The sequence below is a fragment of the Marinoscillum furvescens DSM 4134 genome, from assembly GCF_003386095.1.
Taxonomy (GTDB): Bacteria; Bacteroidota; Bacteroidia; order Cytophagales; family Cyclobacteriaceae; genus Marinoscillum; species Marinoscillum furvescens.
Genome location: NZ_QREG01000007.1, coordinates 17,284 through 43,400 on the forward strand (window position 1 = coordinate 17,284; position 26,117 = coordinate 43,400).

Here is a 26,117-nt window from a genome sequence, read left to right on the forward strand (position 1 = left end):
TACTACTCGGTCACCCGGTGTATAAATTTCATCAGCTTTTCGCGTGTTTGTGAGCGGTTCATCCAATACTCACGGCTATAAAACTGCACAAATGGCCAATTTTTTTGGATAAGGTGGTTTTGTCTATAACTGTGAGCTTCTTTGGATGAGAGAGTATCATGAAACAGTTCATCATCAGTGAGTATAAGTCCCTGGTAGGACTGCTCTTTGGTGACGGTAAGGTCTGCAAATGGTAGGCTTTTTCTTAGTTCGAATGGCTGACCTACTTTACGAAGCTGATTTCGCAGGTACCAATCCTGATGGTGACTTTTGTCGTCTTGCGGGTTAGGCGACCACTCTCCATCGCTTACTGTTTTGGCATATTCCAGGTAGGCCTGGAGCAGTTTGGGGCCGTTATTGGTAGTGTGCTCCGTGTGCATCTGATGCGGGAGGATGCTAGTGATCATAAAGATCTGTTCGCGGGCGCGCGTCACCGCTACATTGAGGCGGTTTTCTCCTCCGGCCTGATTTAAGCTGCCAAACCTTAGCTGAATGTTTCCATTTTCGTCTGGAGCATATGCAGGGCTAAAAACGATAATGTCACGCTCGTCGCCCTGGACGTTTTCTATGTTTTTGACAAACAGGTTTTTCGGTGCATTGAAGGTGCCCTGATCCATGGCCTGTTCTATTTTGTCTAATATCAAGCCCTGCTGCGAAGCGTTAAAAGTGACCACCCCTACATCTTTTTGAGGGAAGTCTCTACCGATTTTTGAAAGCAAACTAAGTACTTTGTCGGCTTCTGGCTCGTTGGTGTTGTTTTTCCACTGGCCGTCTATTTTTACATAGTGTATGGCTGGAGTGTCTCCATTGGCTACATGAAAATCGGGTAGGAGCTTCAGCCTTCCACCGTAAAAGTGCAAATTGGAAAACTCTATCAGTTCCAGGCTTTTGCTACGGTAGTGCCCTCGCAAACTTACCTCTGTGAGGTGACGTTTGGCGAGATCAAGAAGGGAGTCTACTTCCAACTCCGGAGAGGTATCATCAGGTTCATCTTCCCACCTCACCCTGTAGAGGTCATTCGGTTGCAGCTGCTTTTCATCCCCGGCTATCACCACCTGTTTGCCACGATACATGGCAGGTATTCCTCGCTCTGCAAAGCACTGAGAGGCTTCATCGAAAATGACCAGGTCAAACATTTCTTCCATTGGGAAAATAGCTGAGGCAGACTCTGGAGAAGCAAGCCAGCATGGCAGAAGCGAAAAGACCTCTTCATAAAACTGTGAAATCACTCTGCGAATAGGCCATATTTTCCGCTTTTTGGTGACTTGATGGTAAAGGTCTTTGTACGTAACCAGGTTGTTGAGCCTATTGTATTCCAGATTGGCATAGGTGCGCTCACGGGATTTTAGCAAGAGGATTTCCTGACTTGCTTCCATCTTATCTTTGATGGCTTGCTGCAGGTCCTGTGTAAGGTGGTCTAGTCTGAAAGAAGAAACGGCCTTGAGGATAGGAAACTTGGTTTCTATATGATCGATCCATGCCAGTGCCAGGCTGTTTTCAAATAGTGACAGGACTGCCTCTTTCTTTTCTAAAGAGCGCTCTAGCAATTCATTTATGATCTTATTTTCTTCGGAGCTAAAGCTTTCTTTTAGTTTATGATACTCTACTAGCGAATCAAAATCCTCATTGAGCTGCTGAGTGATGTCATCTAGTTGCTCTTTTCCGAGAAGGATACTGCGCACTTGTTTTTCGGTAATGTATCGACTCCAAAGTTGCAGCTGTAGTGGGATTTGCTCCAGAAAATTGATGAGCCGTTCTACACGTAGCACATATTCTTCCCGGCTGGTATTTTTCGTAGGTAAAAACTGATTGAGGGTACGTATAGAGTCTGTAAGCTGTATGCACTTTAGCGCCAGTTTTTGATAGAAAAACCAATTCTGAATATCGATCTTTCGGAAGCTCTTCGGAAAATCTGTCAACCATCTGGTGGCTTCTACCTGAGATACTATGTGTTCATAATTGAGTCGGTTGTCGATACGGTCTAGCAATACATCAAATCCTTCTCGATTGCTTTTTAGATCATTGGCTACCAGTACGCGTGTGATAAAGATCTTGTCTGCAGAAAATAGCTTCCATCTGATCCAACTAAAGATATTCTTACGAGCTCTGATAGCATGCTCCAGTGCTTCCTGAAAGCGTCCCAGTTCACCAGGTTGTAGAGAAGTTTCTAGTCCAGCACCCTTAAAGCACTGCAGCATGGTGCGTTCCAGGTTAGAAAGCCAGGGAGTGTCCTGGTCAGGGAGATGTTCTAGTTTTTGTTGGTAGTAGGTGTATACCGTTTCATTGTCAAGGTTGGTTTTTAGCTGCTCGAGCTTTTCTTTATGAGACAAAAAGTGGAGTGCAGTTTCGAAATCGATGGGCACTTTCGTGAAAAGCGCCGATTCGGTTTGCAGCTTTTCATCATAAGCTGGTACCTCCTGGAGAGTTTCTTTTAGCTTGATAAAATCCTGAGTACTGAAGTTGGAAAAAGAGGCTCCACTAGTCCAAAAGTGAGGCTTGTTTTCAAACTTTTCATGGTAGTCCAGATAGCGTGATAGGCGTGTGAGAAACTCAGGAAGGGCATCATAAGTGAAAAGCCTGTATTGTTGATTGAGCGCAAACGCCGGTTGGTCCGGATCTGAAGTGAGGTAAAGCTCTTTGATGGATTTTCCGCATTCTTCAGTGTCAAAAAGTGCCTTCTTAAAATCGTCGAGTTCCTCAGTGATTTGGTCTATTTGACGGCTGGCTCGCTGAAAGTTTCTTTCGAGATGGATGGCATCCAGTCCGTTGTTTTTTTGGCGATATTCATCCAGGCTTTCTACTTGCCGGGCGATCTGTTCAAAGATGTTTTTACGGTCGTTTTTAAAGTCATGTACCAGCCCTATGAAATCATGTAGCTCCTGTTTCTGAAGTCGTTCATACACCACATCCAGTGCAGCTCTTTTTTGACAAACTAGCAGTACATTTTTTCCTCGCGCGATAAAGTCACTTATCAGGTTACAAATGAGCTGAGATTTGCCAGTGCCCGGTGGTCCCTGTACGGTAAGGGAATTGCCTTTTTTTACCAGGTTTAGCGCCTGCTCCTGCGATGCATCCATCTCAAAAGGCGTAAAGGTGGTTTCTTCCTTCACCTGATCGGAGTAGCGTGTGGTTTCTTGCACCTCAGGGTTTTCTTTTACCCTTTCCCCAAAAAATGCACTAAGGTCTTTGATAGTGGGGTCATCCAGAAGTTTTACATAGTCTGGCATGAGGTAAGACCCAGCCTGAGGAAATATGCCCAGAACCGCCTCAGGGTATAATTTTAGCTCCCCATCGCGCTCATGTTCTTCGAAAGCCGCCTTTTTATAGTTTTCAAAAGGCTGAAGCTTGTCCATAAAATTTTCCTGATTGAAGTTGAGCTCCAGGTTACTTTCTTTCAGGATGTTATATAGCTCCGTACGATAGACCGTGCTGTCCATGCTCAGGTCGTTTAGCACGGACTCGATGAGCTCTTCATCTAGTGCCACTTTGTTGTAGTATGCATAGCCTAGAAGCAAGGTTTTATTGAAGGTGATGTTGACGTCTTTTCGCTGCTCCAGGTGCCACCCTCCATTGGTGCGCGAAAGTGATACGGGGTAGAATATAAGTGGGCATCGCACTAATGTCCCGTCATTGAATTTCCCTCTCACAAATGGCCACCCTATGTACAGGTCTCTGGCACCTCGTTCTTGAAAGATAAAATTTTCGATACGCTGTATTTTGCGCAGTTTTTGGCTGATACGGTTGACACTTTGGTCTCGTGCATCAAATTCGTCACTCAGTTTGATTTTAGCTTTGCCTGCTATTAGTTGCTGGATTACACTAAAGCTAGGCTGCCCATCTGCAAAATCCAGGTCGTGAAGGTCTAAAAATTGGTCTGAGATCAGTCTCAGGAGCAAGAGTGACCGGTTGTTTCCAGAGAGGTTGGTAAGCCTTCGCAGGTACGTTTGCAAAATTTTCTCCATAGGGTATCCGTCACGGATTCGGCGAAAGATAAGGATATATTTTCTGATAGAGACTGTCGCTTATGATCTTTATTGACTTTAGCTGCTCTACATCATCCAGCTGGCCTCTTTGTTTCCTGAAATTGACAATCACTTTTGCTGTATTGTAATCTATGTAAGGGTGACGGTAAAGGTGTTTTAGCGAGTCTGTATTGAGATCAATTTGCTGAACATCACTAGCAAAAATAAGGTGTTGCCGAAGCTGATTTACTACGGCAGAGTCCAATCCATAAACTTCATAAAGCTGTTCTGGCTGATGAAATCCCCCAAGTTTGTTTCTGTAGCTTACGATGCGCTTGGAAAGAACCGGTCCGATGCCTTTGAGCTGGCGTAAGTCCTCCGGTGTGGCGGTGTTTACCTCAAACTTTTTGATTGGTTCGGCCGCTTGGGCTGGTTTGTCGTATGGACGGATTTCTTCCGGTTCTTTCAGCTCATCCGGGAGCTGAATATAGTTCCAAAGCACTTTTACGCGTTCCTCGGGGATGTTGTATATGCGGAGTAGGTCTTTTTTTACCATAAAGCGGCCTCCTTTTTCACGATAACTTAAAATGTTTTTCGAGGCATATTCACCGAGTCCAAGGCGAATCATCTCAGAAAGTGTAGCACTGTTTGGGTTGAAAGGAAATTGTTCCAGGGGAGGTGGTTCATTTTTGGGTTTTGGCTTGGGTTTTAGTACAAAAGAGCTTTCGAGTTCTGCAGCCCATGACTTCAAAGATTCTTTGTCAAGCTGAAAATTATTTGCCGAGCTTTTTGTTTGGTATAGATAGACTTTTGGAACTACCAGTCCCAAAAATGCCAAAACGAACAGGGTGATCGTGCCGTTTGCTTCGGATTTAGAAAAACCCAGAGCATCTGAAATCCATTGTCGGATAACTCTTAACATAAACCGCTATTTAAAACGAATATACTAAATTATTCGTAGGTGACGTGTGTGCTTGCTTTTAAGTGTGCGGTAGTATGGTGTCTGTAGTGAAACTGACAATACGGGGAGTAAACCGGCTGATTTTCTGATGGTAATAGGATGGAAAAATGTTCGTCATGCTTTATTTTTGCAGGCGATCAAATTTAGTGAAGGGATCTGATGCATAGACAATTTAAGGCAGTAGGGATATCATATCGAAACACACCACTCGAGGTACGTGAAGCGGTTACGTTTGATGAAAATCAGGCGAAGCAGTTCATGACTATGCTCAAGGAGACCTTTGGTGTAGACGAAGCCCTCGTCTTATCTACTTGCAATCGTACAGAGATCTATTACACTTCCTCAGAAGACCTGGCATCTAAAATTGCCGGCCTTATTGATGTGTTTCATGGGTTGCTGGATCAACCTGCGGCGGGTTACTTCAGAGCTATGCCGTATGAGGAGGCAGTAAATCATTTGTTTGAGGTGTCCTTGGGAGTGGATTCACAGGTATTGGGTGATATTCAGATCACCAATCAGGTAAAGAAGGCTTACCAGTGGTCTGCAGATGAAGATATGGCAGGTCCATTTTTGCATAGGCTTCTTCACACGATCTTTTACACCAATAAACGTACGGTTCAGGAAACACCATTTCGGGACGGAACGGCTTCTGTAGCCTCAGCGGCTGTGGATATAGCCAATCAGTTTATGCATAACTACACTGCGCCTCAGGTAGCAGTGATTGGTTTAGGGGAGATCGGTGCCAATGTAGCCGAAAACCTGAAAGGCGCTACAGCAGATGTATGTCTGGTAAACAGAACTTTTCAAACAGCTCAATCTCATGCGGAAGAGTTTGGCCATCGGGCTGTAGCATATGAGCGCCTCTCTGAAGTAGTAAAATCTGCGCATGTGGTGATCAGTGCGGTACAAGCTCCGGAGCCAATCATTACTTCGTCTCTGCTGAGCGGAAATGAACATCCGAAAATGCTTATAGATCTTTCGGTGCCCCGAAGTATAGAAGAAGCAGTAGAGGAAATCAACGGTGTGTTGCTTTACAATGTGGACCAACTACAGGAACGTGCCAGTCAGGCACTAAAGCGCAGACATGAAGCAGTAGGGCAGGTGAAGGCAATAATTGCTGAGAGCATAGCGGAGTTTAACAACTGGTCTCAGGAGATGGAAGTGTCTCCCACAATCAAGCGATTTAAGCAGGCATTGGAGGATATTCGCAAAGCGGAATTGGCCCGATATGTAGGGAAAGTGGATGAGCAGCAAGCCAAAATGCTGGAAAAAGCCACCAAGAGCATGATGCAGAAAGTAATTAAGCTTCCGGTGCTACAGCTCAAAGCTGCATGTAAGCGTGGCGAGGCTGAGTCTCTGGTAGGCGTCCTCAATGACCTTTTCAACCTGGAAAAGGAAGAAAGCAAACCTGCGGAGTAAACCTCGCTTCGCATTTTCTTATATTTGACCTATGCGGATTTTTTGCCTCATTTTTATGATGGCTGTGTGCAGCATTAGCTTGCATGCAGAAGGACTACATATCATTACATCAGGTGGCTTTCAGGGGGTAGCTAATAGCGAAGGGCAAGTGGTAGTACCTGCTATTTATGAGCGGCTCGGTTGGTCTGATGGTGAAAGCGCCATCGTAGGCAGCACTGTTGGCTTTTATGAAAATGGCCGATGGGGCCTTATCAATATCAAAAGCAAGAAAATTTCTAGTGCCAAGTATGCCATTTTAAAGCCATTTCATGATGACTTGTTTGAGGCTGGAGTACGGGCAAAATTTAGCAACCGCGTACAGCGTGGGCTGATAGATACCAAAGGCCGGGTGGTTGTAGACCTAAAGTACTATACCATAGACAAAATGGCTGGCCAGCTACGTGTAGCAAAATATACCAACGGCAAACTCCGGTATGGGCTGGTGTCACCAGGCAATGAGGTGCTGGTGCCTATGAATTACGCAAATATTCATTTGGTGGGCGAGCTATTGGTTATGGAAAATGATCAAAACCAGCTGAAGCCCATTAGTCGTGAAGGAGTGCCATTGCTGGCATATTGGGTAGATGCTTTGTCTGCCTATGGTGAAGACTATCTGGTAGAGAAGGAAGGGTACTTCGGAGTGATGACGGCTGCTGGAGAGCTTAAGCAGCCAATACACTTTAAGCGCATAGACGAAAACGGCAAAGGGCTTTTTCCAAATTGGAAAGTAAAGCTCATTGGTGATGAAAGCGTGAGTATGGAAATTCTGTGTGATTCAATTGTCTATCACCAGACGGAAGATTTGCTGATAGCACATGTCAATCGCACAGAGCATATACTGGCAGCAAGTGATTTATTGTTTAAGGACCAGCAGCGTCAGTTGCGTTATATCAATCAGGGCTTTTTGGTTACTGAAAATTCAGCATTTGGCCAATGGGAAATACACAAAACAGACGGTCGGGAAATTGCCACTGGGTTTGATTCGGTGGCTGTGGACGCACATTATTTTTTCACAAAGTCACGTGACCAATGGGATGTTTACAACCTCTTTGGAAGAAAAATAAATGAACGTCCATTTCAGGCGGTAGGCCACTCGCACGCACGAAATGTACCGGTAAAAAAGAATGATTATTGGGGGTGGATCAATTTTACCGGAGAGCGTATTGTCAACTATCGCTACGATGCTGTGGTCCCTGCTACCCATCCGGATCATTTTTTAGCTAGTAGCTACCGTAAATGGGGCGTTTCTTCATTTGCTGATGAGTGGCTCATTTTGCCAGAATATGATTCTGTATACGCTCATGGTCAGTTTTACATCGGCACCAGAGGACGAGCTTCTTATGTACTAAACCATGCCGGAGAGGTGTTGCACAGCGTTCCTTTTGAGGTATCTCCATTGGCCGACTCTACCGGAGCCCTGCGCATATACGACCGGGTAGCTGGAGCGAGTGGTGTCATTACCCATGAGGGCTATTATGTGCACCCGCAGTATCAGTCTGTGAGCGTCATAGGTGGGTATTATGAGTTGGTAGATTCTACAGGCGTCACGTTGTTGGCTGCAGATGGCCGAGAGCTACTAAGCCCAAAAGACGGAGTGGAGAAAGTCCTCACCTTTGAGGAGTCCTTCTTTCATATCATAGAAGATGGAAAGCACGGTTTTGTAGATACCAACGGCAAGCTGAGAATAGCCAATCGCTATGACTCTGCGCAGTATTTTCAGGAAGGCTACGCTCCCATTAAGCTGATGGGTAAATGGGGGTTTATAGACAAGTCGGAGATCTTGAGAATTCAGCCCTTTTACCTGTCATCAAGTGTGTATAAGAATGGGTTGGCTATCGTGCAGGTGTCGGAGGGCTATGGGCTCATCACCAGGCAGGGAGAAGAGGTGGTAGCCACGCGGTGGAAGTATATTGAGCGCCTTGGCACGGGCAATTATCGGGTCACGGACTGGGATGGAAAAGTGGGCTTAGTGGATGTAAACGGTCGTTTTATAGTCCGCCCCAACTATGACAGTCTGGAGGATACACCCAAAGAACTAATCATCGCGAGTAGGGCTGGACAAAAGGGCGTGTTGGATTACAAAGGTTTTACCCGGGTGCCCTTTGATTACACAGATATTCAAATCAAAGGAGACTATCTACTCCTTCGGGACAACTGATCAAACCACTACCAGGGTGGTAATATCATCCTGATTGAAATGCCTGGAGGCCATCAGCGAAATGTCTTCTGGTTTAATGTTTTGTAGTGTATCGAAAAAGTCCATAAAATAGCTCTCTGGGAGTTGAGCCAGCTTTAGGCTTTTGATAAGTCCATGGGCGCTAAACGGCGAGTCAAAAGAGCTCAAAAACTTACCTTTCATGTAATTGATCACCATGCTGAACTCTTCCTGTTCAGGAGGAGACTGTTGGAGCTTTGTGATTTCCTTTTGGATTTCTTCCTGGCCCAGGGTCACCTTGTCCCTGAGTAGTTCTGAGCCTATACACCAATAAGATGCATGGTGAAGGTGTAGAAATGAAGAGTGTATGCCATAGGTCAGGCCTTTCTCTTCTCGAATGTTTTTCATGAGGCGTGAGCCAAAAAAGCCCCCTAGAAGTTCGTTTGCAACTTTTAGCTTATGAATGTCTTCATGATGCCTGTTGATGGTTGTTTTGCCTATTCGCAGGCTGGCCTGGGTGCTGTCTTCACGGGTGATTGTCTGGCTCTTTCCGGTGTTGGTAAAAGCAGTTCGTTTGGAAGGAGTTGGTGTCTGTGGGAATCCTTCAAATGCACTTTCTACAGCTTTTATTTCATCTTCGCCCACCATGCCAGTAATAAAGAGGAGCGGCTGGGTGCACAGAAGGTTTTTGTGATTTAGCAGGTCGTCACGTTGTGTTTTGCGTGCCTGCTCTTCAGATATCATGAGACCGTAAGGGTGCTCAGCACCAAATAGCAATTCGCGAAATTTCAAGCTCGCAAATGCATTATTGCGGGAATATTGTTGTCGAATTTGCTCTATTCGAATTTGCTTAAGGGTCTCAAACTCTCGTTTGGGGAAGGAGCTCTCTGTGAGCAGATCCGTCAGAAACTTGACCAGCTCAGGAAAGAACTTGTTCAGTGCATACAACTTGATGTTTACCGCATCCAGAGTTGGGGTGATTTCCAGGTGACTACCATAAAAGTCAAAAAATGAAGCAATTTCTTCAGAGCTTTTAGTTGGAGTGCCTTCAGTAAGCATCTTAAACAAATAATACGCCAGTCCGGCACTGGGTTCTTCCCAGCGCCCTAGTGGCACCACCATTTCAAATAAGACGACAGGTTGCTGCCCTTGATTGAGCAGGTGTAAATCCAGCCCGCAAGGCAGATGTACTGTCTGTAGTGCGGGGAGGTTTGGTAGATCTATTACAGAAGACTCTGGTGCTTTGGTTCGGTCTGGCATCAATTGGCAGTTGGTGCTTCGTTATCCTTTGTGTCGAAGTTGAAGACAAAAGAAAGTCTAAGCGTATTTCCAAGCGGGTGGTTGTTTTCTTGAGGCACCAGATATGAAAAATCCACACCGAAAACCTGATATTTAAAGCCTAGTCCGGCAGTAAAGTACTTACGGTTTCCTTTGTTTTCGTGCTCATAGAAGTAGCCGAAGCGCACCGCAAAGATGTCTTTGTATTTGTACTCCGTACCAGCTGAGACCATGATCTCCTGCATCTCTTCGCTAAACCCTCTAGGGGCATCCGTAAACGAGCCAAATGCTCCACTGAGGAGTGGTCGGTTAGGATCTTTACCTTGTGCGATTTCAGGGTTGTCATTTTGGTCATAAACGATTTCTCCGTCTTCATCGGTGCGGTAGATAGGAGGAGTAGGCACCAGTAGCTTGTTGAAATCTAGCAAAACAGAGATGCTGTTGTAAGGGTCGATGTTCATTTTGAAGCCTGTACCTAGTCTGAGATTGGTAGGTATGAAGTCCTCATTAGAATCGTTGCTGTAAGTTACTTTCTGGCCGAAATTAGACAGGTGAGCCCCAAAAGAGAGTTCGGAGTTCATGCCGTTGAAAATGAGCTCTTTGTTGTAATACCACCCTACGTCAATGGCGACACTGGTACCTGCTTTTGCATCCGGTGCTCCGGTGATATTACCAGATAAGTTGGACCAGATATAGCGCAGTGTTACTCCCAGCCCCATGTCTTCGGTGAGCCTCCTGGAGTAGGTAGCGTCAAAGGCCGCTTCACGTGGGTTTTCCAGTCCCAAAGGCTCGCCCTGAGAGTCTGTAAGCTGAATTTCACCCAGGTCAAAATACCTTAGTGAAGCACCGATCGTTTGAATGCGGTCGATTTTTTTGTAGAATGTCAGGTAATTGAGCGACATGTCGTCCACAATGTTTCCCAGCCATGGCGAGTATGAAAATGAAAATCCAAGATCATCTTCTATAAAAGCCAACTTTCCGTTGTTCCAGGCAGTACTGTAGGCATCTGGTGCAGAAGCTACACCCGCATCGCCCATAGCAGATGCACGGCTATCTGGTGCAAAACTGACAAATGGAACGGCTACAGTAATAGGATTTCGAGAGCTGTCTTGTCCTGAAATATATGCAGATTGGGCCTGTGCCAGGATCGGGAAGAGGGCCAGTAGTGTGATTAGGGCCTTGTCTAGACGTAAACTCATTAAATAGGTTTTTAAAGTTGGCAAAGATAATTAATTAATGACTATTAGTCTTTTGATCACTTCGTTGGTAGCTCCATCCAGTGAGCTTGTTATTCGTATTCTGTACAGGTAGATTCCTTTGTCCAGTACGCCATTGTCCAGGTTGCTCAGGTCATGAGCAAAACTCACATTTCTTGGGCTATTGGTAAGCGTGTGCTCCCATCCATGTACCTGACTCCCTTGCATGTCGTAGATAAAAAATTGGATCATAAGGTCCTCACCTGCTCGGTCATGTTCAAAACTAAAAGTCGTTTCTCCATATTGAGAAATTGGGTTCGGGTAATTTTTGGTGTTGTATAGTCTGATGACTGGAGCTTCAGACACCTTAAATTTAACAGAGTATTCGGCAGAATTATTGTATGCGTCCCAAACTTTTAACTGCGCGGTGTAATTTCCAGCTTTCAAGCCTTCTAATGGCACCAGAAGTGTGCCCTTTTTATAAGTGTCCAGATCTGCAGTGTAGTATTTGTTTACTTCAAATGGTTCTTCGTCGTTGAGCTGTAAGGTAAGGCCTGAGTTGAAGCCATTTGTGGAAATGTTGATGCCGTGCTCGTCTGACAGTTTTGCGATAAGCAAGCTCGATGGGCCCACTACATCTCCCTGACGAAACGTGGGGTCATTTAAATACAAACTGGCCGCAGGTGGGATGTGGTCATCTGCTATTTCTTCTGCAGAGCCACCCAGCACAAAGTTTTTAGTCGCTGTGCTGGCATCGATGCGATCGTCTGCATTCCATGCATACAAGTCCAGTTTGCCAGATTCAAAACTATAAGAAATGCTTTTCGGTAAAATGATGTTTGACGCAAACATGCCGTCCTTCACCGTAAGCTCACCTCTGTATAACGCATTGGTTTGATCTCTAAATTGAAAAGGGTCATTTTCATCACCCAGCGTCACCTTAGATTGAGGTAGGTCCCAGATGTTTAGCAGGGCTTTGCCGTTGAAGTTGGTGACAGTACTGTTGCCATTTACTATTCTGCCCGATATGGTGACTTCCTGCAAAGCGCTGAGGGTGTCGGTTTCCGTAAATTGATCCAAAACTATGTCGTACTCAGGGTAATTGAGTTGGAGCATGGGGTCTCCGAGTAAGGCGAAATTGCGATTTTTTAGCCCTTCTAAACTGTTGTTTTTCGTGTACATGATTACGTCTCCGAGTCTGGGGTGGCGTCCATCTATTTTTTGGAAAACACTGTAGTGGAAACTCTCATTTACCGGGAAGTTGGTGTTAGAGTAAACAGGACGAGTAGTTGTCAGTAGACCGATTGCTCCTCCGTCAGGGTTCAAGAGAAATTCTTCAGCTCCTGATACTACCGTGGGGTTGTCATACTTGCCAAAATCGCAGGTGGCTGTCACTACAAACGGTAATTTGTGGCGATTGGTGAGCTCCATAATCATGTCTTTGGTGACTACCAGTTCATCCCAGTCAGTCAGCTGCAGATGGTTGCCATGGCCCATGTAGTTAAGAATGAATATACCTTCATGAATAGCCGCTTTTAGTGCTTCTCTGGCAGGAGCATTCTCCTGGGCATTATCAGGCTGTTCAAAGCGATCCAGGTATAATTTATCCGTGGAGTATTGAATAAACTGGTTGTCTACAATGGATGAAAAGCTTTCTGCCTGTCGCATGTGGGTGCTGTTGTCTCCATCATCTGCCAGATATACGAGTCGGGTTCGCCATGGACCGTATGCCTGTGGTGCGGTTTTGTAGCGAATGATTTTATCCAACAGTGCTTCGGCTTCATCGGCTGATTTTACGGGCAGCCTCCCAATGCCGATATCTGAAGTGTGATCCTGATAGGGCTGCAAGTACTCATTGGTGCGATCCTGCTTTCGTACACCTTCAGACCAGCCACCTTCATCGTCTTCCATGAATGAAAGGTAGTCATCTGAGCTATGTGAGAGCACATTGTGGCTGGTTTCAAAGGATTGGTAAATTGGAACGAAATTATGGTCTCGGGGAGCTTGTATTTGCTTGTAATCATAAGTAGCATCTCCAAACAACAGGGCATATTTTAGCAGACCACCATTGTCGTAGCAGTATTTCAGGTAGTTGCGAATGGCAGTAAGGTCTTCACGCCCAGCGGCAAACTCATTGTAGATCTCCGTAGTAGTAGCTACAGCTACTGATAAGCCATCAAAGCTTTGATGAAATGCCGCGAGTCGGTTTGCCTGTGGTAAAAACAACGGGTGCGTCACGATGATGCCATCCACTTTGGTATTGCTTTTTAGGTTTTGATTGGCAATACGCGACACATAGTATGGGGCAGGGAGTGCTGAGGGGTCCACGGCTACAAGGCGTGTTTCGCTATGGTCTGCGGTAAAGGTTGAGTTGGAGTCATTGGATGCGGGAATACGAATCGGCTCCAAAGGGTTGCTAACGTTCCACATTTGAACAGCCGAATTGCTGTTGCTGATACGATAGGACTGTACTTGACCGGAATCACGGTAAATGTACATGCCTGAAGGTGGTATGCTGGCTTTTTTATGGATGCCCAGTATAAAATAGTCGAGGTATGCTGTGCCAATGCCGCTGATATTTAGTGAAATACTTAGGCGAATGTCATCAGACTTCAGGAGTGCTTTTTCGTAAAAAGACTCATACCTGAACTTATCTCCATATTGCAAATCCAGAATTGGGGTCATGGTCACCGAGCCCAGGGGTTCGTCGTTCAAGGCAAATTCAAATGCATTGTCGTTGGTGGAGTTACTCGCTACTTCTATCCAAACGGAGAGGCTGTCCGCATCACTGGTCTCAAATTCATAAGTTTTTCTGCTCTCCTGAGCATAGAATTTTTGGTAAAACCATTTTCTTCCTGTTCTAAATGGGCTTATGAGGTCTTCGCCGTGTACGATGTACTGCGTGTAGGTATCACTGGAGGAAGTGGAAGTAAGGGCGGTACGCTGTGTTATTCGCTTGCCCTGATCACCTCCGTAGGTTAGCAAAATGTAGGTGGAGTCGGAGTAGATGTTTTGTTCGAGAGAAGGGTGACCTTCTGTAAGGGTGAGGCGGTGTGGACCTTCAGCGTAAAACAGCACATAATCGCCCTCATCCAGTGTGCCGTCAGATTCCCCACTTACATAAATAGCTATTTCCTGAGGGTCGTAGTAGTGGTTTTCATTATTTGGCTGTGGTAGCAGTCCTCCGGGCATTCCAAATACCTTGATGGTGCGTGGGTCTACATCTGAAGGAAGGTTTGCTTTGGAGCGGAGAAACTCCCGATCCATTCGGTAAACACCTGTTTTGGAAATCCCAATCTTGTGCCAGGAGCCCGAAGACAGCACACTTTGCCCGAATGTCAGGCTAGCGCTAAGTAGGAAAAGACTGGTGAGGATATTACGCATTAGAAAATTCCAACGAAATGAGTGCATGGTTTAGTGTGATACAATAGGTGCTAAACGTCTTTCGCAGGGCGAAAATTCCCAATGATAGACAATACGACATAAGCCGGAATAACAAACGGTAATGCTTTGAGCTGTAACATGGCCACCAGCAGCACTATTAGGATGACTAATGAATATTTGAGTTGGTTGTTTTTCCAGGACCAATCGTTAAATTTTAATGCGATCATGGGCAAGGGTGCCACCAGAAGGTAGCAGGTGACCAGGGCCAAAGCGAGCAGTGGGTAGCCACTCAGGTCAATGGCACTCGGAAGCAATGGCAAAGATGTCAGCAGTAGAGCATTTGCCGGAGTAGGTAGCCCTATAAACTGATCTGATTGACGATCGTCGGTGTTGAATTTGGCCAGTCGAATCGCCGAAAATGCCCCTATCAGGAGAGCCACGTAAGGTAGGTATGGCTGATCTAGCTGTTGCTCCAGCTGAGCAAAAACAAACAAAGAAGGCAGCAATCCAAAACTAATTACATCTGCAAGAGAGTCCAGTTCTTTGCCGATGGCCGATTGTACGTGCAGCAGGCGTGCAGCAAAGCCATCCAAAAAGTCAAAAAAAGCAGAGATCAATACAAAATAGATGGCCCATTCACTATTACCTCGAATGATTGCTATGCATCCGATTGCTCCTGTGATGAGGTTGAGACAGGTGAGTGAATTAGGAATGTGCTTTTTCATCCTTTTACAAATGGGTTGTGAAGCTTCTCATGGCCTACGGTGGTGTGTGGTCCGTGTCCTGGGTATACCGTGGTATCATCCGGGAGCGTGTAGACCTTGGATTTGATATTTTGAAGTAGTTGGTCATGGTCCCCTCCGGGTAGGTCTGTACGGCCAATACTTTCTTTAAAAAGCACATCTCCCCCGATTAATGTTTGCTCTTCAGGGAGGTGAAATACAAAATGACCAGGCGAGTGCCCTGGAACACAGATAGTATTCAGTACAGTGTTGCCAAAACGTATAGGCTCCCCTTCTTTCATCAGTTTATCAGGCTGTGCTTCGGTATATTGTGTGATACCCCATTGCGGAGCATATACGGTCACAGCACGAAATATTTCGGCTTCACCTTCAGGAATCCAGAGTGGGCAGCCAAAATGTTCTTTCATGTAGTAGTTTCCCAGTACATGATCAATGTGACAGTGCGTATTTACAATCAGTTTTACGTTTAGATCGTTTTGCTCTATTTGAGCTATGAGCTCTTTGCGTTCGTAATCTTCATAGCACCCTGGGTCTACAATAACGGCCTCTTTGGTTTCGTCAAAGAGTATATAGGTGTTTTCGTAGAATGGATTGAAAACAAGCGTTTTTATTTCCATATTATTGAGTGACAATGATCTGGTATGGTGCAAATTTGTAAAAAATAAAGTAAGGTCTTTGGAGAAAGTAGATTATTTGGTGGTAGGTCAGGGAATAGCCGGGAGTTTGCTCGCCTATGAATTGCTCAATGCAGGAGCATCTGTAATGGTGCTCAACAAGGAAACAGAGGAGTCATCGTCCATGAAAGCCGCTGGAATTTACAATCCGATAACGGGCAGGCGGATGATAAAAACCTGGATGGCTGACGAGTTGTTTTCAGGGCTGGAAGCATATTATAGCCAACTAGAGCAGGTGCTGAATGCCAGGTTTTTGTACCCCAAGTCTATTTATCGGCCATTTTTTAGCCACGAGGAGCAAAATGACTGGGCAGGGCGCTTGGCGGATGATGCTTACACCCCGTACTTGAAGCAGATACATCCAGGCTCCCGACAGATTCCAGGCGTTTTAGATGATTTTGGAGGCCTGGAGCTCAAAAAGTGTGGGTTTGTACATCTACCGAACATGCTGAAGGCAATGAGAAAATGGTTTGATGATAAGGGAATGTACAGGTCGGAAGTGTTTCAGTATGAAGAAATGAATGTTTCTGAAGGGGAGGTAAAATACAAAGAGCTGCGGGCTACAAAAGTTGTTTTTTGTGAAGGGCCCGCTGTAGCAGCCAACCCATATTGGAACTCCCTGCCTTTCAAGCCGGTGAAAGGGGAGATTCTGGAGATAGCCACCAATCTGCCGGAAAATGAAATTCTCAACCGTGGCGTTTTTGTGTTGCCCAAAAATGGGAAATACAGTGTAGGCTCCACTTACGATCATGACCATTTGGATTATAAACCCACCGCGAAAGGAATCAATAATCTTAAGGGAAGGTTAAAGAAAATATACGAAGGAGATTATCAGGAAGTAGGTGCCACAGCGGGTGTACGTCCGGCTACCTATGACAGGAAGCCATTCTTGGGATGGCATCCAGAATTCCCTTCAGTAGGAATATTTAATGGGTTTGGCACAAAAGGCGTATCACTGATACCTTTTTTTGCGTGTCATATGGTAAATTACTGTCTACGCGATGCAGAACTTTTGCCTGAGGTAGCAGTTAGTAGAACATACGAATGAAAAGATTTTTTATCACCATAGTGCTCAGTGTTATAACGGTGGCAGGCGTCATGGCGCAGTATTACCACACGCCATTTGGGCACAACAGGATACAGTACAAGCGCTTTGATTGGTATTATTACTCTACCAATAACTTCGAGGTGTACTACTACCCCGGTGGTCAGGAGTATGCGAAAGAAGCACTTACTTATTTGGAAAAGGAGTTTACCGAACTCACGGATATACTCGGATATGCGCCTTATACCAAAACCAAGATTTTTATTTACAACTCTGTACAGGACCTGCAGCAGAGCAATATTGGGATTGGCGGGGATGTGTTTACCATAGGTGGTAAAACGGATTTTGTAAAACTACAGGTAGAGCTGGCATACCCTGGTCAGGCATATTTATTTAAAAAAGACATCATACACAACCTGGCAAAAATCCTAATCAACGACATGATGTTTGGGGGCAGTCTTGCAGAGATCTTTCAAAACTCCTACCTCCTGTCTTTGCCTGAGTGGTTTATAGGTGGTGCCGCCAGGTATCTGGCGCATGGTTGGTCACAGGATATGGATGACTATGTGCGTGACTACCTGGCACGAAACAATATCAACAAGCTGGTAAAGATTCAAAACGAGGAAGCCGAAATTGTAGGTCAGTCCATCTGGAATTACATCGCCTTAAAGTACGGGAAAAGCAATATTTCGAACATTCTAAACCTCACCAGAATCATTCGAAATGAAGAAAACAGTATCTCCAGTACGCTTGGGATTTCTTTCAAGCAGTTTTTGAGCGAATGGAAAAACTACTATCTCATGCAGCAGCAGGAGATCGCCGAAAACTACCGGGAGGCTGGAGATGAACACATAGTGGCTGGGTATCGAAATAAAGACATAGTGCTGAGCCATGTGAAAATCAACGCACAGGGAGATAAGGTGGCCTATACCTACCATAAAAACGGGCGCTACAAGGTAAACATGATCGAGCTACCAGAGGGTAAAGAAAAAACCATAGTTAGTGGTGGCTATCTGATCAATGATCAGGAGGTAGACTATCACCTGCCGCTGATTGACTGGCAAGACAATGATCACCTTGGTGTACTGTTGTACAAAAGAGGAAACCTCTTTTTGAATACTTACAATGTGAACACAGGGGAGAAGTTTCAAAAACCGCTGACCCGATTCCGACAGGTTGAAAGCTTTTCTTTTAATGACAATGGAAAACTGGCGATCATCAGTGGAGATGTGAGTGGCAGCAACGACCTCTTCTTGATCAGCATGCGCCGCAATGCCTTAAAAAGGATTACTACAGATCTCTACGATGATGTGGATCCAGTGTTTATCCCGGGTACTGCAGCCATTGTGTTTAGTAGCAACCGGAAAAGCGACTCAGTGAAAGTGCGCAATGTAGACCTGGAAAACATCGATGAAAATTACAATTTGTACCTGTATGACCTGGATACTACCACGCATTCTTTTGCGCGCATTACCAACACTTACAGCATAGATCGCAAGCCCATAGCCAAAAATCAAAATGAGGTTTTTTACCTAAGTGACCAAAAAGGTATTACCAATCTGTATCGCTACAGCTTTTCGGACAGCACCTTTGTGCAAGTGTCCAACTATGAGTTTAGCATACTTGACTATGACCTGACATTTGGCAATGATAAACTCACGTTTCTAATGCTGGATCGGGGGCGACCAAAGGTATATGTAGAAAGCCCGTTTGATTTTGGGAATCGTATTTTCACTCCGCAGACAGCTCGTCAGCGGCTGCATCAGGCTCGGTTTTTGGCTAGTCGGCTGCCTCGAAAACAGCCCGAACCAGAGCCTGTTGTAGAAGTAGAAGAGGTAAAAATAGATACCTTGCCAGAAAAGGAGCTTAGCTATTTGGATTCATTGATTTCACCTGATGGCTTTGCTTTCGAGGAAGTGACTGACGCACCGCAGCAAAGTGATGCAGAGGAAGGGTTTATAGATACTGATAATTATGTCTTTGAAGAGGAGCAGGAACAGGGCAATTCGTCCAGACAGCCTAGTGCCAGCCGATCCTACAGACCTGAGTCATTCTTCTCTAATTACCGAAAATTTGAGCGTGAATCCCGAGTCATTGGTCCTCAGGCGTATGAGCCCCGCTTTAGTTTTAACAACCTCATTACGTCGTTTGCCTTTGACCCGATTAGGGGTTTCAGCATATTGCTAGAAACAGAGATCAATGACATTCTGGATAATCACCGGTTAAATGGAGGCGTGCTTACCAACACAAACCTAAGAAGTGGTCACCTGTATGGAGAGTACCAGTACCTCAAGCATTTGATGGATTTTCATGTGCGGTTTGATCGCAATGCTTACATCATTGATGCGAATACCACCTTTATGCGGGGCAATACGCAGGAAGACCTGCTGATACAAAAATATACCCTAAATCAGATTGAGGTTGGGGCTTCTCTCCCACTTACGAATACGTTTAGGTTTGAGCTCTCGCCTTTTTATGCCAGTACAGAGTTTAACAACCTGCAGTGGGAGGCCGTGATCAATAACCCCAACAGCAGTACTCCACTTGCCAAAGACAGTAAGGTGCGGTACTCCGGGCTGAGAGCTGCAATGGTCTTGGACAATACCATTGAAAAAGGTTTTAATATTTATCAGGGTACTCGTGGATTGGTAGAATATGAAAACTACCTGAGCCTGGAAGGTAACCGTAACTTTTCGCGTGTCAACGTAGACCTTCGCCATTATCAAAAAATACATCGCGAGTTTACATTGGCTGGGCGCTTATTCTATGGGCGCAGTATGGGAGATGCTAAGCCCAACTATATGGTAGGAGGGATGCAAAACTGGCTATTTGGATCTTTCGAAGACCAGGGGGCAGAAGACCCGCTGCTAATGAGCAATGCAGTGGATAATTCCCAAATCCTGTTTTCAAAGTTTGTGACCAATTTGAGAGGCTTTGATTTCAACGAGCTGTATGGATCCAATGCTCTGGTGTTCAATGCAGAACTCAGGCTGCCAGTATTCCGGTATTTTTCTAACGGCCCCATATCTTCGGCTTTCTTACGCAATTTCCAGTTGATCTCTTTTTATGATGTAGGTACTGCATGGACAGGCAAGGCACCATTTAGTCGTGAAACCAGCGCATTCACCAAAAAATATGTGGAAGAAGGGTCTGCATTTAGTGCTGAGCTTGCCAATTTTCAAAACCCATGGCTGGCAAGTTATGGGTTTGGGTTACGTACAGTACTTCTGGGGTATTACCTGAAAGTGGATGTGGCCAAGCCCATAAGAGATTTTGAAATTGGTGACACCAGGATATACCTCACTCTCGGATTAGATTTCTAAATTTGCGAATGCTTTATTCAATGACAGGGTTTGGGTCTGCTGAGGCAGAGTCCAACAGCTACCGGATCAAGGTAGAGATCAAAACACTTAATAGTAAGTTTCTGGACTTCAACGTGAAGTTGCCAAGAGAACTCACAGAGCGTGAGCCAGACATCAAAGCAATGATCACCCAACACCTGAAGCGAGGCAAGGTAAATCTAAACATTGAACTCACGCCAGTAGGCATACAGGAGCCCAATGTGATGATCAATAAGGAGCTTTTTAAAAGCTACTTTGAGCAGTATCAGCAGATGGCTTTCGAAGTGCAGGCAGATGCAAAGGACCTATTTCGTCTGGCACTCAACTCCCCCGATGTAATCGTAAGTAAAAATGATACGGAGGCCGTAGACTGGGCTTTTGTACAGAGTGCTGTGCAGGAAGCCATTGACAAGTGCAATAACTTTCGCAGTGCTGAAGGAAAAATACTTCAGGAGAAACTATCTAGCTATCTGGACGGCATACAGCAAGGACTGGAAGAGGTGACCTCACGAGATCCTGAGCGCATACAAGCCATACGCGACCGCATAGCGGCCAACATAGAAGAAATCAAAGAAAAAACGCAGGTAGACCAAAATCGGTTTGAGCAAGAGCTGGTTTATTATGTGGAAAAGCTAGACATCACAGAAGAAAAGGTGAGGCTGGCACGCCACATAGAATACTTCCGAGAAGTAATGGGGCAAGGTGAATCTCAGGGGAAAAAGCTCGGCTTTATATCTCAGGAGATAGGGCGTGAAATCAACACTATCGGTGCCAAAGCCAATGATGCAGTGATCCAACGTGCTGTGGTACAAATGAAAGATGAGCTGGAAAAGATTAAAGAACAGTCGATGAATATCATCTAAAATACACTGTCTCAAAAGCTTGTTTTCACTTGAAACCTGCTTTTGAGACAGTGGTTGTGCTTATTCAGCTTTTATGGTAAATGGCACAGAGAGGTCGGCCCAGTTGAGGCTGGCGCTACCGTCTTCATTCACCTCTATGGTGAAGCGTTCATAGAATTTATCAGATTTTTCAGGTTTGGCTGTCACTCGGAGGAAATCCTGCGATTCGTCATAGTCATAAGCTCCCCATTGTTTCCACTTTTCATTGAAAATAAGGGTCCACTCGTTTTCGCCAGGTATGGTGAAAAACCCATATTTCCCTGTCGAAAGTGATTCACCATTGATAGTGACATCATCAGAAACTTCTATCCAGCTGGCTTCATTGGCACCAGTGCGCCATACTTTACCATAAGGCACCAGTCCATCCCATATTTTTCTGCCTTTTACAGCAGGTTGGCTGTAGTTGATCGTTACATCCACATCACCTACGGTGGCATTGGTTTCGGCAGGGGGGCTTGGCCGGTTGCTTTTATCCTGGGCGATTCCCTGAAATGCCACGAGGCAAATCAGTGCAATCATTGCGACTAGCTTGTTGTGTTTTTGGTTCATAGGTCTAAAAATTGTTTTTAGTCTTTCACGACAAATGACCAGCGAAGGTTGTGCATCGAAGCTGACGCCTAAAAATGGATAGGATTTAGCTGCTGACCTTGTCAGGAAAAAAACGGAAATCGCTATATTGTCATAAAACCAGTAAGAGGAGGACCCTCCAGCGTCAAACCTAACAGTAAAAGCCATGAAACATTTCTTTCCACTTGCAGCCCTTATCCTCGTTTTCGCTGCTTGCTCATCGGAAGTAAGCAAGGAAAAGCGCCCGCTCGTAGATGCCATTCAAAAAAAAGTACGAGACATAGATGCAAATCATCGGGTGAGTATTCGTGAGGATGATTTTCATAAAGGTGATTCTATCTACAAAATCAGAGGGTATTTTATGGATGATGAGCTACTCAAACTTGTGGGAGTGTTGCATACCCCGCGTATAGAGCGGGATGATTATTTTTATTTTGACAAGCACGAGCCAATTTTTAGTGGGCATCTGGTAGTCTTACGTGATGACAAATTAGCTGCTGAGTACAAATACTATTATGGTGAGGAGGGTTATGTAGACGAAGCGTTGTTTTGGGAAGATCACTACCAACCAGGCAAGCATTTTCCTCACGAACACTTCGAGGAGTTTGAGCCGGACAGAGACTCGCTCAGAAAAGCTGAGGAGGAGCGTTTGCAGTTTTTCTTAACCAAGCTAGATTTGGAAGGGTTTGAGATCAGACACCTTAACGAAAACCTGGAAGCGAATACAGAACGATAAACAAAACTATGACCATAGCGGAAGCACAGGAGCAGGTAGATGAATGGATCAACACAGTAGGAGTGCGCTATTTCAATGAGCTGACCAATATGACCATCCTAACCGAAGAGGTGGGGGAGCTGGCTCGAATTATGGCTCGTAAATACGGTGAGCAGTCATTTAAGGAGTCCGATAAGGGGCACGATCTGGGGGATGAAATGGCTGATGTACTGTGGGTGCTCATTTGCCTGGCCAATCAAACCGGAGTGGACCTGACAGAGGCTCTGAAGAAGAACTTCGAGAAGAAAAACATTCGTGATGCCACACGTCACAAAACCAACGATAAACTGAATTAATGGAGATTTCACTCACCACACCAGCATTGTTGTTTCCTGCTATTTCACTGTTATTGCTGGCGTATACCAATCGTTTTCTTGCGATAGCCAACATCATTCGTCAGCTGCACAAAATGCATCTGGACAACCCCAAGAAAATTCTGGAGGGGCAAATGCAAAATCTTCGGCGAAGGCTGTTTCTTATTCGCACCATGCAGTTTTTTGGCGTGGCCAGTCTGTTTCTTTGCGTGCTCGCCATGTTTTTTATTTATATGAAAGTAGGAGAATGGGGAAGCTATACTTTTGGTGTATCTCTCGTGTTTTTACTGCTTTCTTTATTTATTTCGCTGCGAGAAATCCAACTCTCCACTAAAGCACTGGAAATAGAGCTGAGTGACATGGAGTTTGGTTCGAAACTGAAATTTTAAGCTATGCAATACCTAGTCATCGGGCGTGACCATGCCACAGAAGGACCTCAAAGAAGAAAAGAACAACGTGCCGCACATCTTGAAGGAGCCAAAAAGCTAAAAGAGGAAGGGAAACTCCTATACGCTGTAGCCATGATAGAAGAAGGGCAGATGAAAGGCTCAGTGATGGTGATGGACTTTGATACACCAGCGGAGCTTGAAGCATGGAAAGCCGAAGAGCCTTACATCACTGGTGGCGTATGGGATCAGATAGAAATCACTGAGTGTGCCGTAGCTCCTATTTTTGGGTAAGGCTGGTTATTTCCCCGTTTTCATAGATAGGCACTACGTCAAACTTACTTTGCTGCATGCACAGCTCCAGGTCCTTTGCCACGCCAAATCCCGCCAGACGAGCAGCATGAGCTGAATTGTTGGCGATTTTCATTAGGTCGGTTTGGTTGGCACGAAATAGTTCATGTGCCAGTAGCGCCGCATCTCCCGTATGTGCATGGGTGCCCGATAGTTCAGCGATCAGGGCACCGGCATAGAGCGTGTCTTCGATGTTTACTGTGCCTTTCCATCCCGCACAGTGGATCAATACGTCACTGTTTTTTTGCTGTATGTGACGAGCAACTGCACTAAGGTTTAAGAATGCGCCGATGATGATTTCTTTGGCACCTTCAGATGCCAGAATAGTTCGTGTGCCATTGGTGGTAGTCACCGCGATAGATTGCTTCTGAAACTCTTCGCGCATGTATTCATAGGGAGAGTTGCCAATGGTGAAGCCCTCTACCTTGATGCCTCCACGTTCGCCTGCCGTTACCATTCCTTTAGCTCCCAGTTGCAAGCACTCTTCTACAGTCGCAACCGGGTGGATGGATTGCACTCCATGTGCCATACCAGTAACCATACAAGAGGTAGCGCGGAAAATGTCCACCACCACGGCAATTTTACCGCTAAGGTCGTGCTGGTGGATGAGTTCTGGAGTGAGGCAGACTTCTACTTGATTCATTTGATAAATGGTGGCTTAGTGACTTGTGCTGCTAGTTGTTTGTTTCTTACAGCGATAAACAGTTGTTGGCCTGGTTTATGGTTGCCCATGGTTACATAGCCAAGCCCTATTCCTTTGTTTAGTGTGGGCGACATAGTGCCTGAGGTGACCTGGCCGATGGTGTTTCCAGCTGCATCGAGGATGTCATATCCCTGGCGTGGGATGCCTTTGTCCACCATTTCAAAGCCTACCAGTCGACGAGTGATGCCTTCCTCCTTTTGGCGAGCCAAAGCATCGCTGTTGACAAAGTCTTTGGTGAACTTGGTGATCCATCCCAGACCTGCTTCCAGTGGGCTCGTTTCATCAGTGATGTCGTTGCCATACAGGCAAAAGCCCATTTCTAGTCGCAGTGTATCGCGAGCTCCCAGTCCAATAGGTTTGATGTCAAATTCGGCACCTGCTTCGAAAATAGCTTTCCAAACTTCTTCGGCATCTGTGGCGTCTACATAGAGCTCAAATCCTCCCGCACCTGTGTAACCAGTACCCGAAATGATCATTTCTTTTCCCGCAAGTGTGCCTGTTGCAAAATGATAAAATTTGATGGTGCTGAGTTCTAGCTCCGTGAGCTTCTGCAAAGTGGCTACCGCTTTAGGGCCTTGTACGGCAAACAGTACGGTCTCATCGGAGAGGTTTTCCATCTTAGCATCAAAGGTGTTGTGCTGCTGTATCCAGTTCCAGTCCTTTTCGATGTTGGAGGCGTTTACCACCAGCATGTATTCTTCTGCACCAAAACGGTAAACGATTAGGTCATCTACGATCCCGCCTTTGTCATTTGGTAGGCAAGAGTACTGTGCCTGTCCGTCAACGATTTTGGAAGCATCGTTTGAAGTTACCTTCTGGATAAGGTCCAATGCGCCCGGGCCAGAGATTTTAAACTCCCCCATGTGTGAGACATCAAAAACACCCACACTATTGCGCACCTGATGGTGTTCTTCTTTGTCCGAACTGTAGCGCACAGGCATTTCATAGCCTGCAAAAGGCACCATTTTTCCGCCGAGGGAAACGTGTAAGTCGTGTAGAGGTATTTTTTTGGATGTCATGGGTGTAATGTTTTGCCGGCAAAAATAGAAAAAACTATAAAAGCCGGGATTTAGGGTTAAATAGAATGATTAGGCCTTCAGGTCAATAGACACCGGGCAGTGATCCGACCCAAATCGATCATTGTGGATCTCAGCGCTTTTCACCTGATCTTTAAGGCGCTCACTTACCAGGAAATAATCTATACGCCAGCCCACATTGCGCTCACGTGCTTTGAACTTGTAGTTCCACCAGGAGTATTTCACCTCTTCGGGATAGAAGTGACGGAAGGTGTCTACAAAGCCAGCGCTCAGGATGTTGTCCAGGCCATCGATTTCCGTTTGGGTATAGCCAGAGGTTTTGTTGTAGTTAGCCTTTGGTCTGGCAATGTCTATTTCACGGTGGGCTACGTTGAGGTCACCACAGACTATTACCGGCTTCTTTTCGTCCAATGCCATAAGGTGGTCACGGAAGGCTACATCCCAGGTGGCCCGATAGTCCAGACGCTTCATGCCTGCACCGGAGTTGGGCGTGTATACTGTTACTAAAAAGAAATTGTCGAATTCGGCTGTGATTACTCGTCCTTCTTGATCGTGCTCTTCGATGCCCATGTCGTAGGTCACAGAAATCGGCTCGTTTTTTGTCAGAATTGCAGTTCCTGAATATCCTTTTCGGGCTTTACTTGAATTGATATATGCTTTGTAATCGGGCAGTGTGTCCAGAGCTGTTTTAGCATCCTCGGGCTGAGCCTTAGTCTCTTGAAGGCACAAGATGTCAGGATTCATCTCTTTTACATCCGTGAGAAAATCTTTCTTGATGATTGCGCGGATACCGTTTACGTTCCAGGAAATAAGCTTCAGGTCAGCCATAGGAATAAGGTGTTTACT

At 45.5% G+C, this 26,117-nt stretch carries 20 protein-coding genes; 9 read left to right on the top strand and 11 right to left on the bottom strand.

Translation table 11 applies throughout. The features are described 5' to 3' along the window. Positions 1–2 precede the first annotated feature (2 nt). Positions 3–4,001: an AAA domain-containing protein gene (locus C7460_RS08965; protein WP_115867762.1), complete on the bottom strand. Its 3,999-nt coding sequence runs from the start codon at positions 3,999–4,001 to the stop codon at positions 3–5. Between the two features lie 10 nt (positions 4,002–4,011). Continuing rightward, a complete protein-coding gene (locus C7460_RS08970) occupies positions 4,012–4,923 on the bottom strand; it encodes a ComEA family DNA-binding protein (RefSeq protein ID WP_115867763.1) in 912 nt (303 codons plus the stop codon). Positions 4,924–5,121: 198 nt separating this feature from the next. Here C7460_RS08970 and hemA point away from each other — a divergent pair, with 198 nt between their 5' ends. Together hemA and C7460_RS08980 are read left to right on the top strand one after the other, a co-directional pair. Continuing rightward, on the top strand, positions 5,122–6,381 hold the full coding sequence (hemA, locus tag C7460_RS08975; protein ID WP_115867764.1) for a glutamyl-tRNA reductase: 1,260 nt from the start codon (positions 5,122–5,124) through the stop codon (positions 6,379–6,381). Positions 6,382–6,412: 31 nt separating this feature from the next. After that, complete coding sequence (locus C7460_RS08980; RefSeq protein ID WP_115867765.1) at positions 6,413–8,578, top strand: WG repeat-containing protein; 2,166 nt, start codon at positions 6,413–6,415, stop codon at positions 8,576–8,578. Here the strand turns inward: C7460_RS08980 and C7460_RS08985 are convergent, their stop codons facing one another. Genes C7460_RS08985 through C7460_RS09005 form a run of 5 tightly spaced genes read right to left on the bottom strand, consistent with a single transcriptional unit; the run spans position 8,579 to position 15,793 of the window. Further along, a complete protein-coding gene (locus C7460_RS08985) occupies positions 8,579–9,835 on the bottom strand; it encodes a M16 family metallopeptidase (RefSeq protein WP_115867766.1) in 1,257 nt (418 codons plus the stop codon). After that, positions 9,835–11,052, bottom strand: a complete 1,218-nt coding sequence (porV, locus tag C7460_RS08990; protein ID WP_115867767.1) for a type IX secretion system outer membrane channel protein PorV — start codon at positions 11,050–11,052, stop codon at positions 9,835–9,837. The genes C7460_RS08985 and porV overlap by 1 nt, the downstream gene beginning before the upstream one ends. A 30-nt stretch (positions 11,053–11,082) precedes the next feature. Further along, on the bottom strand, positions 11,083–14,460 hold the full coding sequence (porU, locus tag C7460_RS08995) for a type IX secretion system sortase PorU (protein WP_115867768.1): 3,378 nt from the start codon (positions 14,458–14,460) through the stop codon (positions 11,083–11,085). 23 nt (positions 14,461–14,483) lie between these two features. Then, positions 14,484–15,158: a CDP-diacylglycerol--serine O-phosphatidyltransferase gene (gene pssA / locus C7460_RS09000; protein ID WP_185148293.1), complete on the bottom strand. Its 675-nt coding sequence runs from the start codon at positions 15,156–15,158 to the stop codon at positions 14,484–14,486. Then, positions 15,155–15,793, bottom strand: coding sequence for an MBL fold metallo-hydrolase (locus C7460_RS09005; RefSeq protein WP_115867917.1), 639 nt, complete (start codon positions 15,791–15,793; stop codon positions 15,155–15,157). The genes pssA and C7460_RS09005 overlap by 4 nt, the downstream gene beginning before the upstream one ends. A 58-nt stretch (positions 15,794–15,851) precedes the next feature. Here C7460_RS09005 and C7460_RS09010 point away from each other — a divergent pair, with 58 nt between their 5' ends. From C7460_RS09010 to C7460_RS09020, 3 genes are read left to right on the top strand one after another with little or no spacing between them, the layout of a single operon-like run. After that, a complete protein-coding gene (locus C7460_RS09010) occupies positions 15,852–16,898 on the top strand; it encodes an NAD(P)/FAD-dependent oxidoreductase (protein WP_170147947.1) in 1,047 nt (348 codons plus the stop codon). Further along, a complete protein-coding gene (locus C7460_RS09015; RefSeq protein WP_115867771.1) occupies positions 16,895–20,218 on the top strand; it encodes a TolB-like translocation protein in 3,324 nt (1,107 codons plus the stop codon). Before C7460_RS09010 ends, C7460_RS09015 begins: the two co-directional genes overlap by 4 nt. A gap of 8 nt (positions 20,219–20,226) precedes the next feature. Further along, on the top strand, positions 20,227–21,099 hold the full coding sequence (locus C7460_RS09020) for a YicC/YloC family endoribonuclease (protein WP_115867772.1): 873 nt from the start codon (positions 20,227–20,229) through the stop codon (positions 21,097–21,099). Between the two features lie 60 nt (positions 21,100–21,159). Here the strand turns inward: C7460_RS09020 and C7460_RS09025 are convergent, their stop codons facing one another. Then, positions 21,160–21,687 carry a DUF2911 domain-containing protein gene (locus C7460_RS09025; RefSeq protein ID WP_245986274.1) on the bottom strand — a complete coding sequence of 176 codons (528 nt, stop codon included), beginning with the start codon at positions 21,685–21,687 and terminating at the stop codon, positions 21,160–21,162. A gap of 184 nt (positions 21,688–21,871) precedes the next feature. Here C7460_RS09025 and C7460_RS09030 point away from each other — a divergent pair, with 184 nt between their 5' ends. From C7460_RS09030 to C7460_RS09045, 4 genes are read left to right on the top strand one after another with little or no spacing between them, the layout of a single operon-like run. Next, the gene (locus C7460_RS09030; protein WP_115867773.1) at positions 21,872–22,441 is read left to right on the top strand and encodes a hypothetical protein; all 570 of its coding nucleotides are present in this window, start codon (positions 21,872–21,874) and stop codon (positions 22,439–22,441) included. Positions 22,442–22,449: 8 nt separating this feature from the next. Then, positions 22,450–22,776 (top strand): nucleotide pyrophosphohydrolase, encoded by a 327-nt coding sequence (locus tag C7460_RS09035; RefSeq protein WP_115867774.1) that lies wholly within the window; start codon positions 22,450–22,452, stop codon positions 22,774–22,776. Next, complete coding sequence (locus tag C7460_RS09040; RefSeq protein WP_115867775.1) at positions 22,776–23,183, top strand: DUF2721 domain-containing protein; 408 nt, start codon at positions 22,776–22,778, stop codon at positions 23,181–23,183. The genes C7460_RS09035 and C7460_RS09040 overlap by 1 nt, the downstream gene beginning before the upstream one ends. Positions 23,184–23,186: 3 nt before the next feature. After that, the gene (locus C7460_RS09045) at positions 23,187–23,474 is read left to right on the top strand and encodes a YciI family protein (RefSeq protein ID WP_115867776.1); all 288 of its coding nucleotides are present in this window, start codon (positions 23,187–23,189) and stop codon (positions 23,472–23,474) included. On the opposite strand, the gene C7460_RS09050 is transcribed toward C7460_RS09045, so the two are convergent. From C7460_RS09050 to C7460_RS09060, 3 genes are all read right to left on the bottom strand, one after another. Further along, positions 23,461–24,174 (bottom strand): 2-phosphosulfolactate phosphatase, encoded by a 714-nt coding sequence (locus C7460_RS09050; RefSeq protein ID WP_115867777.1) that lies wholly within the window; start codon positions 24,172–24,174, stop codon positions 23,461–23,463. The genes C7460_RS09045 and C7460_RS09050 overlap by 14 nt on opposite strands. After that, positions 24,171–25,253 (bottom strand): glycine cleavage system aminomethyltransferase GcvT, encoded by a 1,083-nt coding sequence (gene gcvT, locus C7460_RS09055; protein ID WP_115867778.1) that lies wholly within the window; start codon positions 25,251–25,253, stop codon positions 24,171–24,173. Before gcvT ends, C7460_RS09050 begins: the two co-directional genes overlap by 4 nt. 69 nt (positions 25,254–25,322) lie before the next feature. Beyond that, positions 25,323–26,099: an exodeoxyribonuclease III gene (locus tag C7460_RS09060; protein WP_245986276.1), complete on the bottom strand. Its 777-nt coding sequence runs from the start codon at positions 26,097–26,099 to the stop codon at positions 25,323–25,325. Positions 26,100–26,117 lie beyond the last annotated feature (18 nt).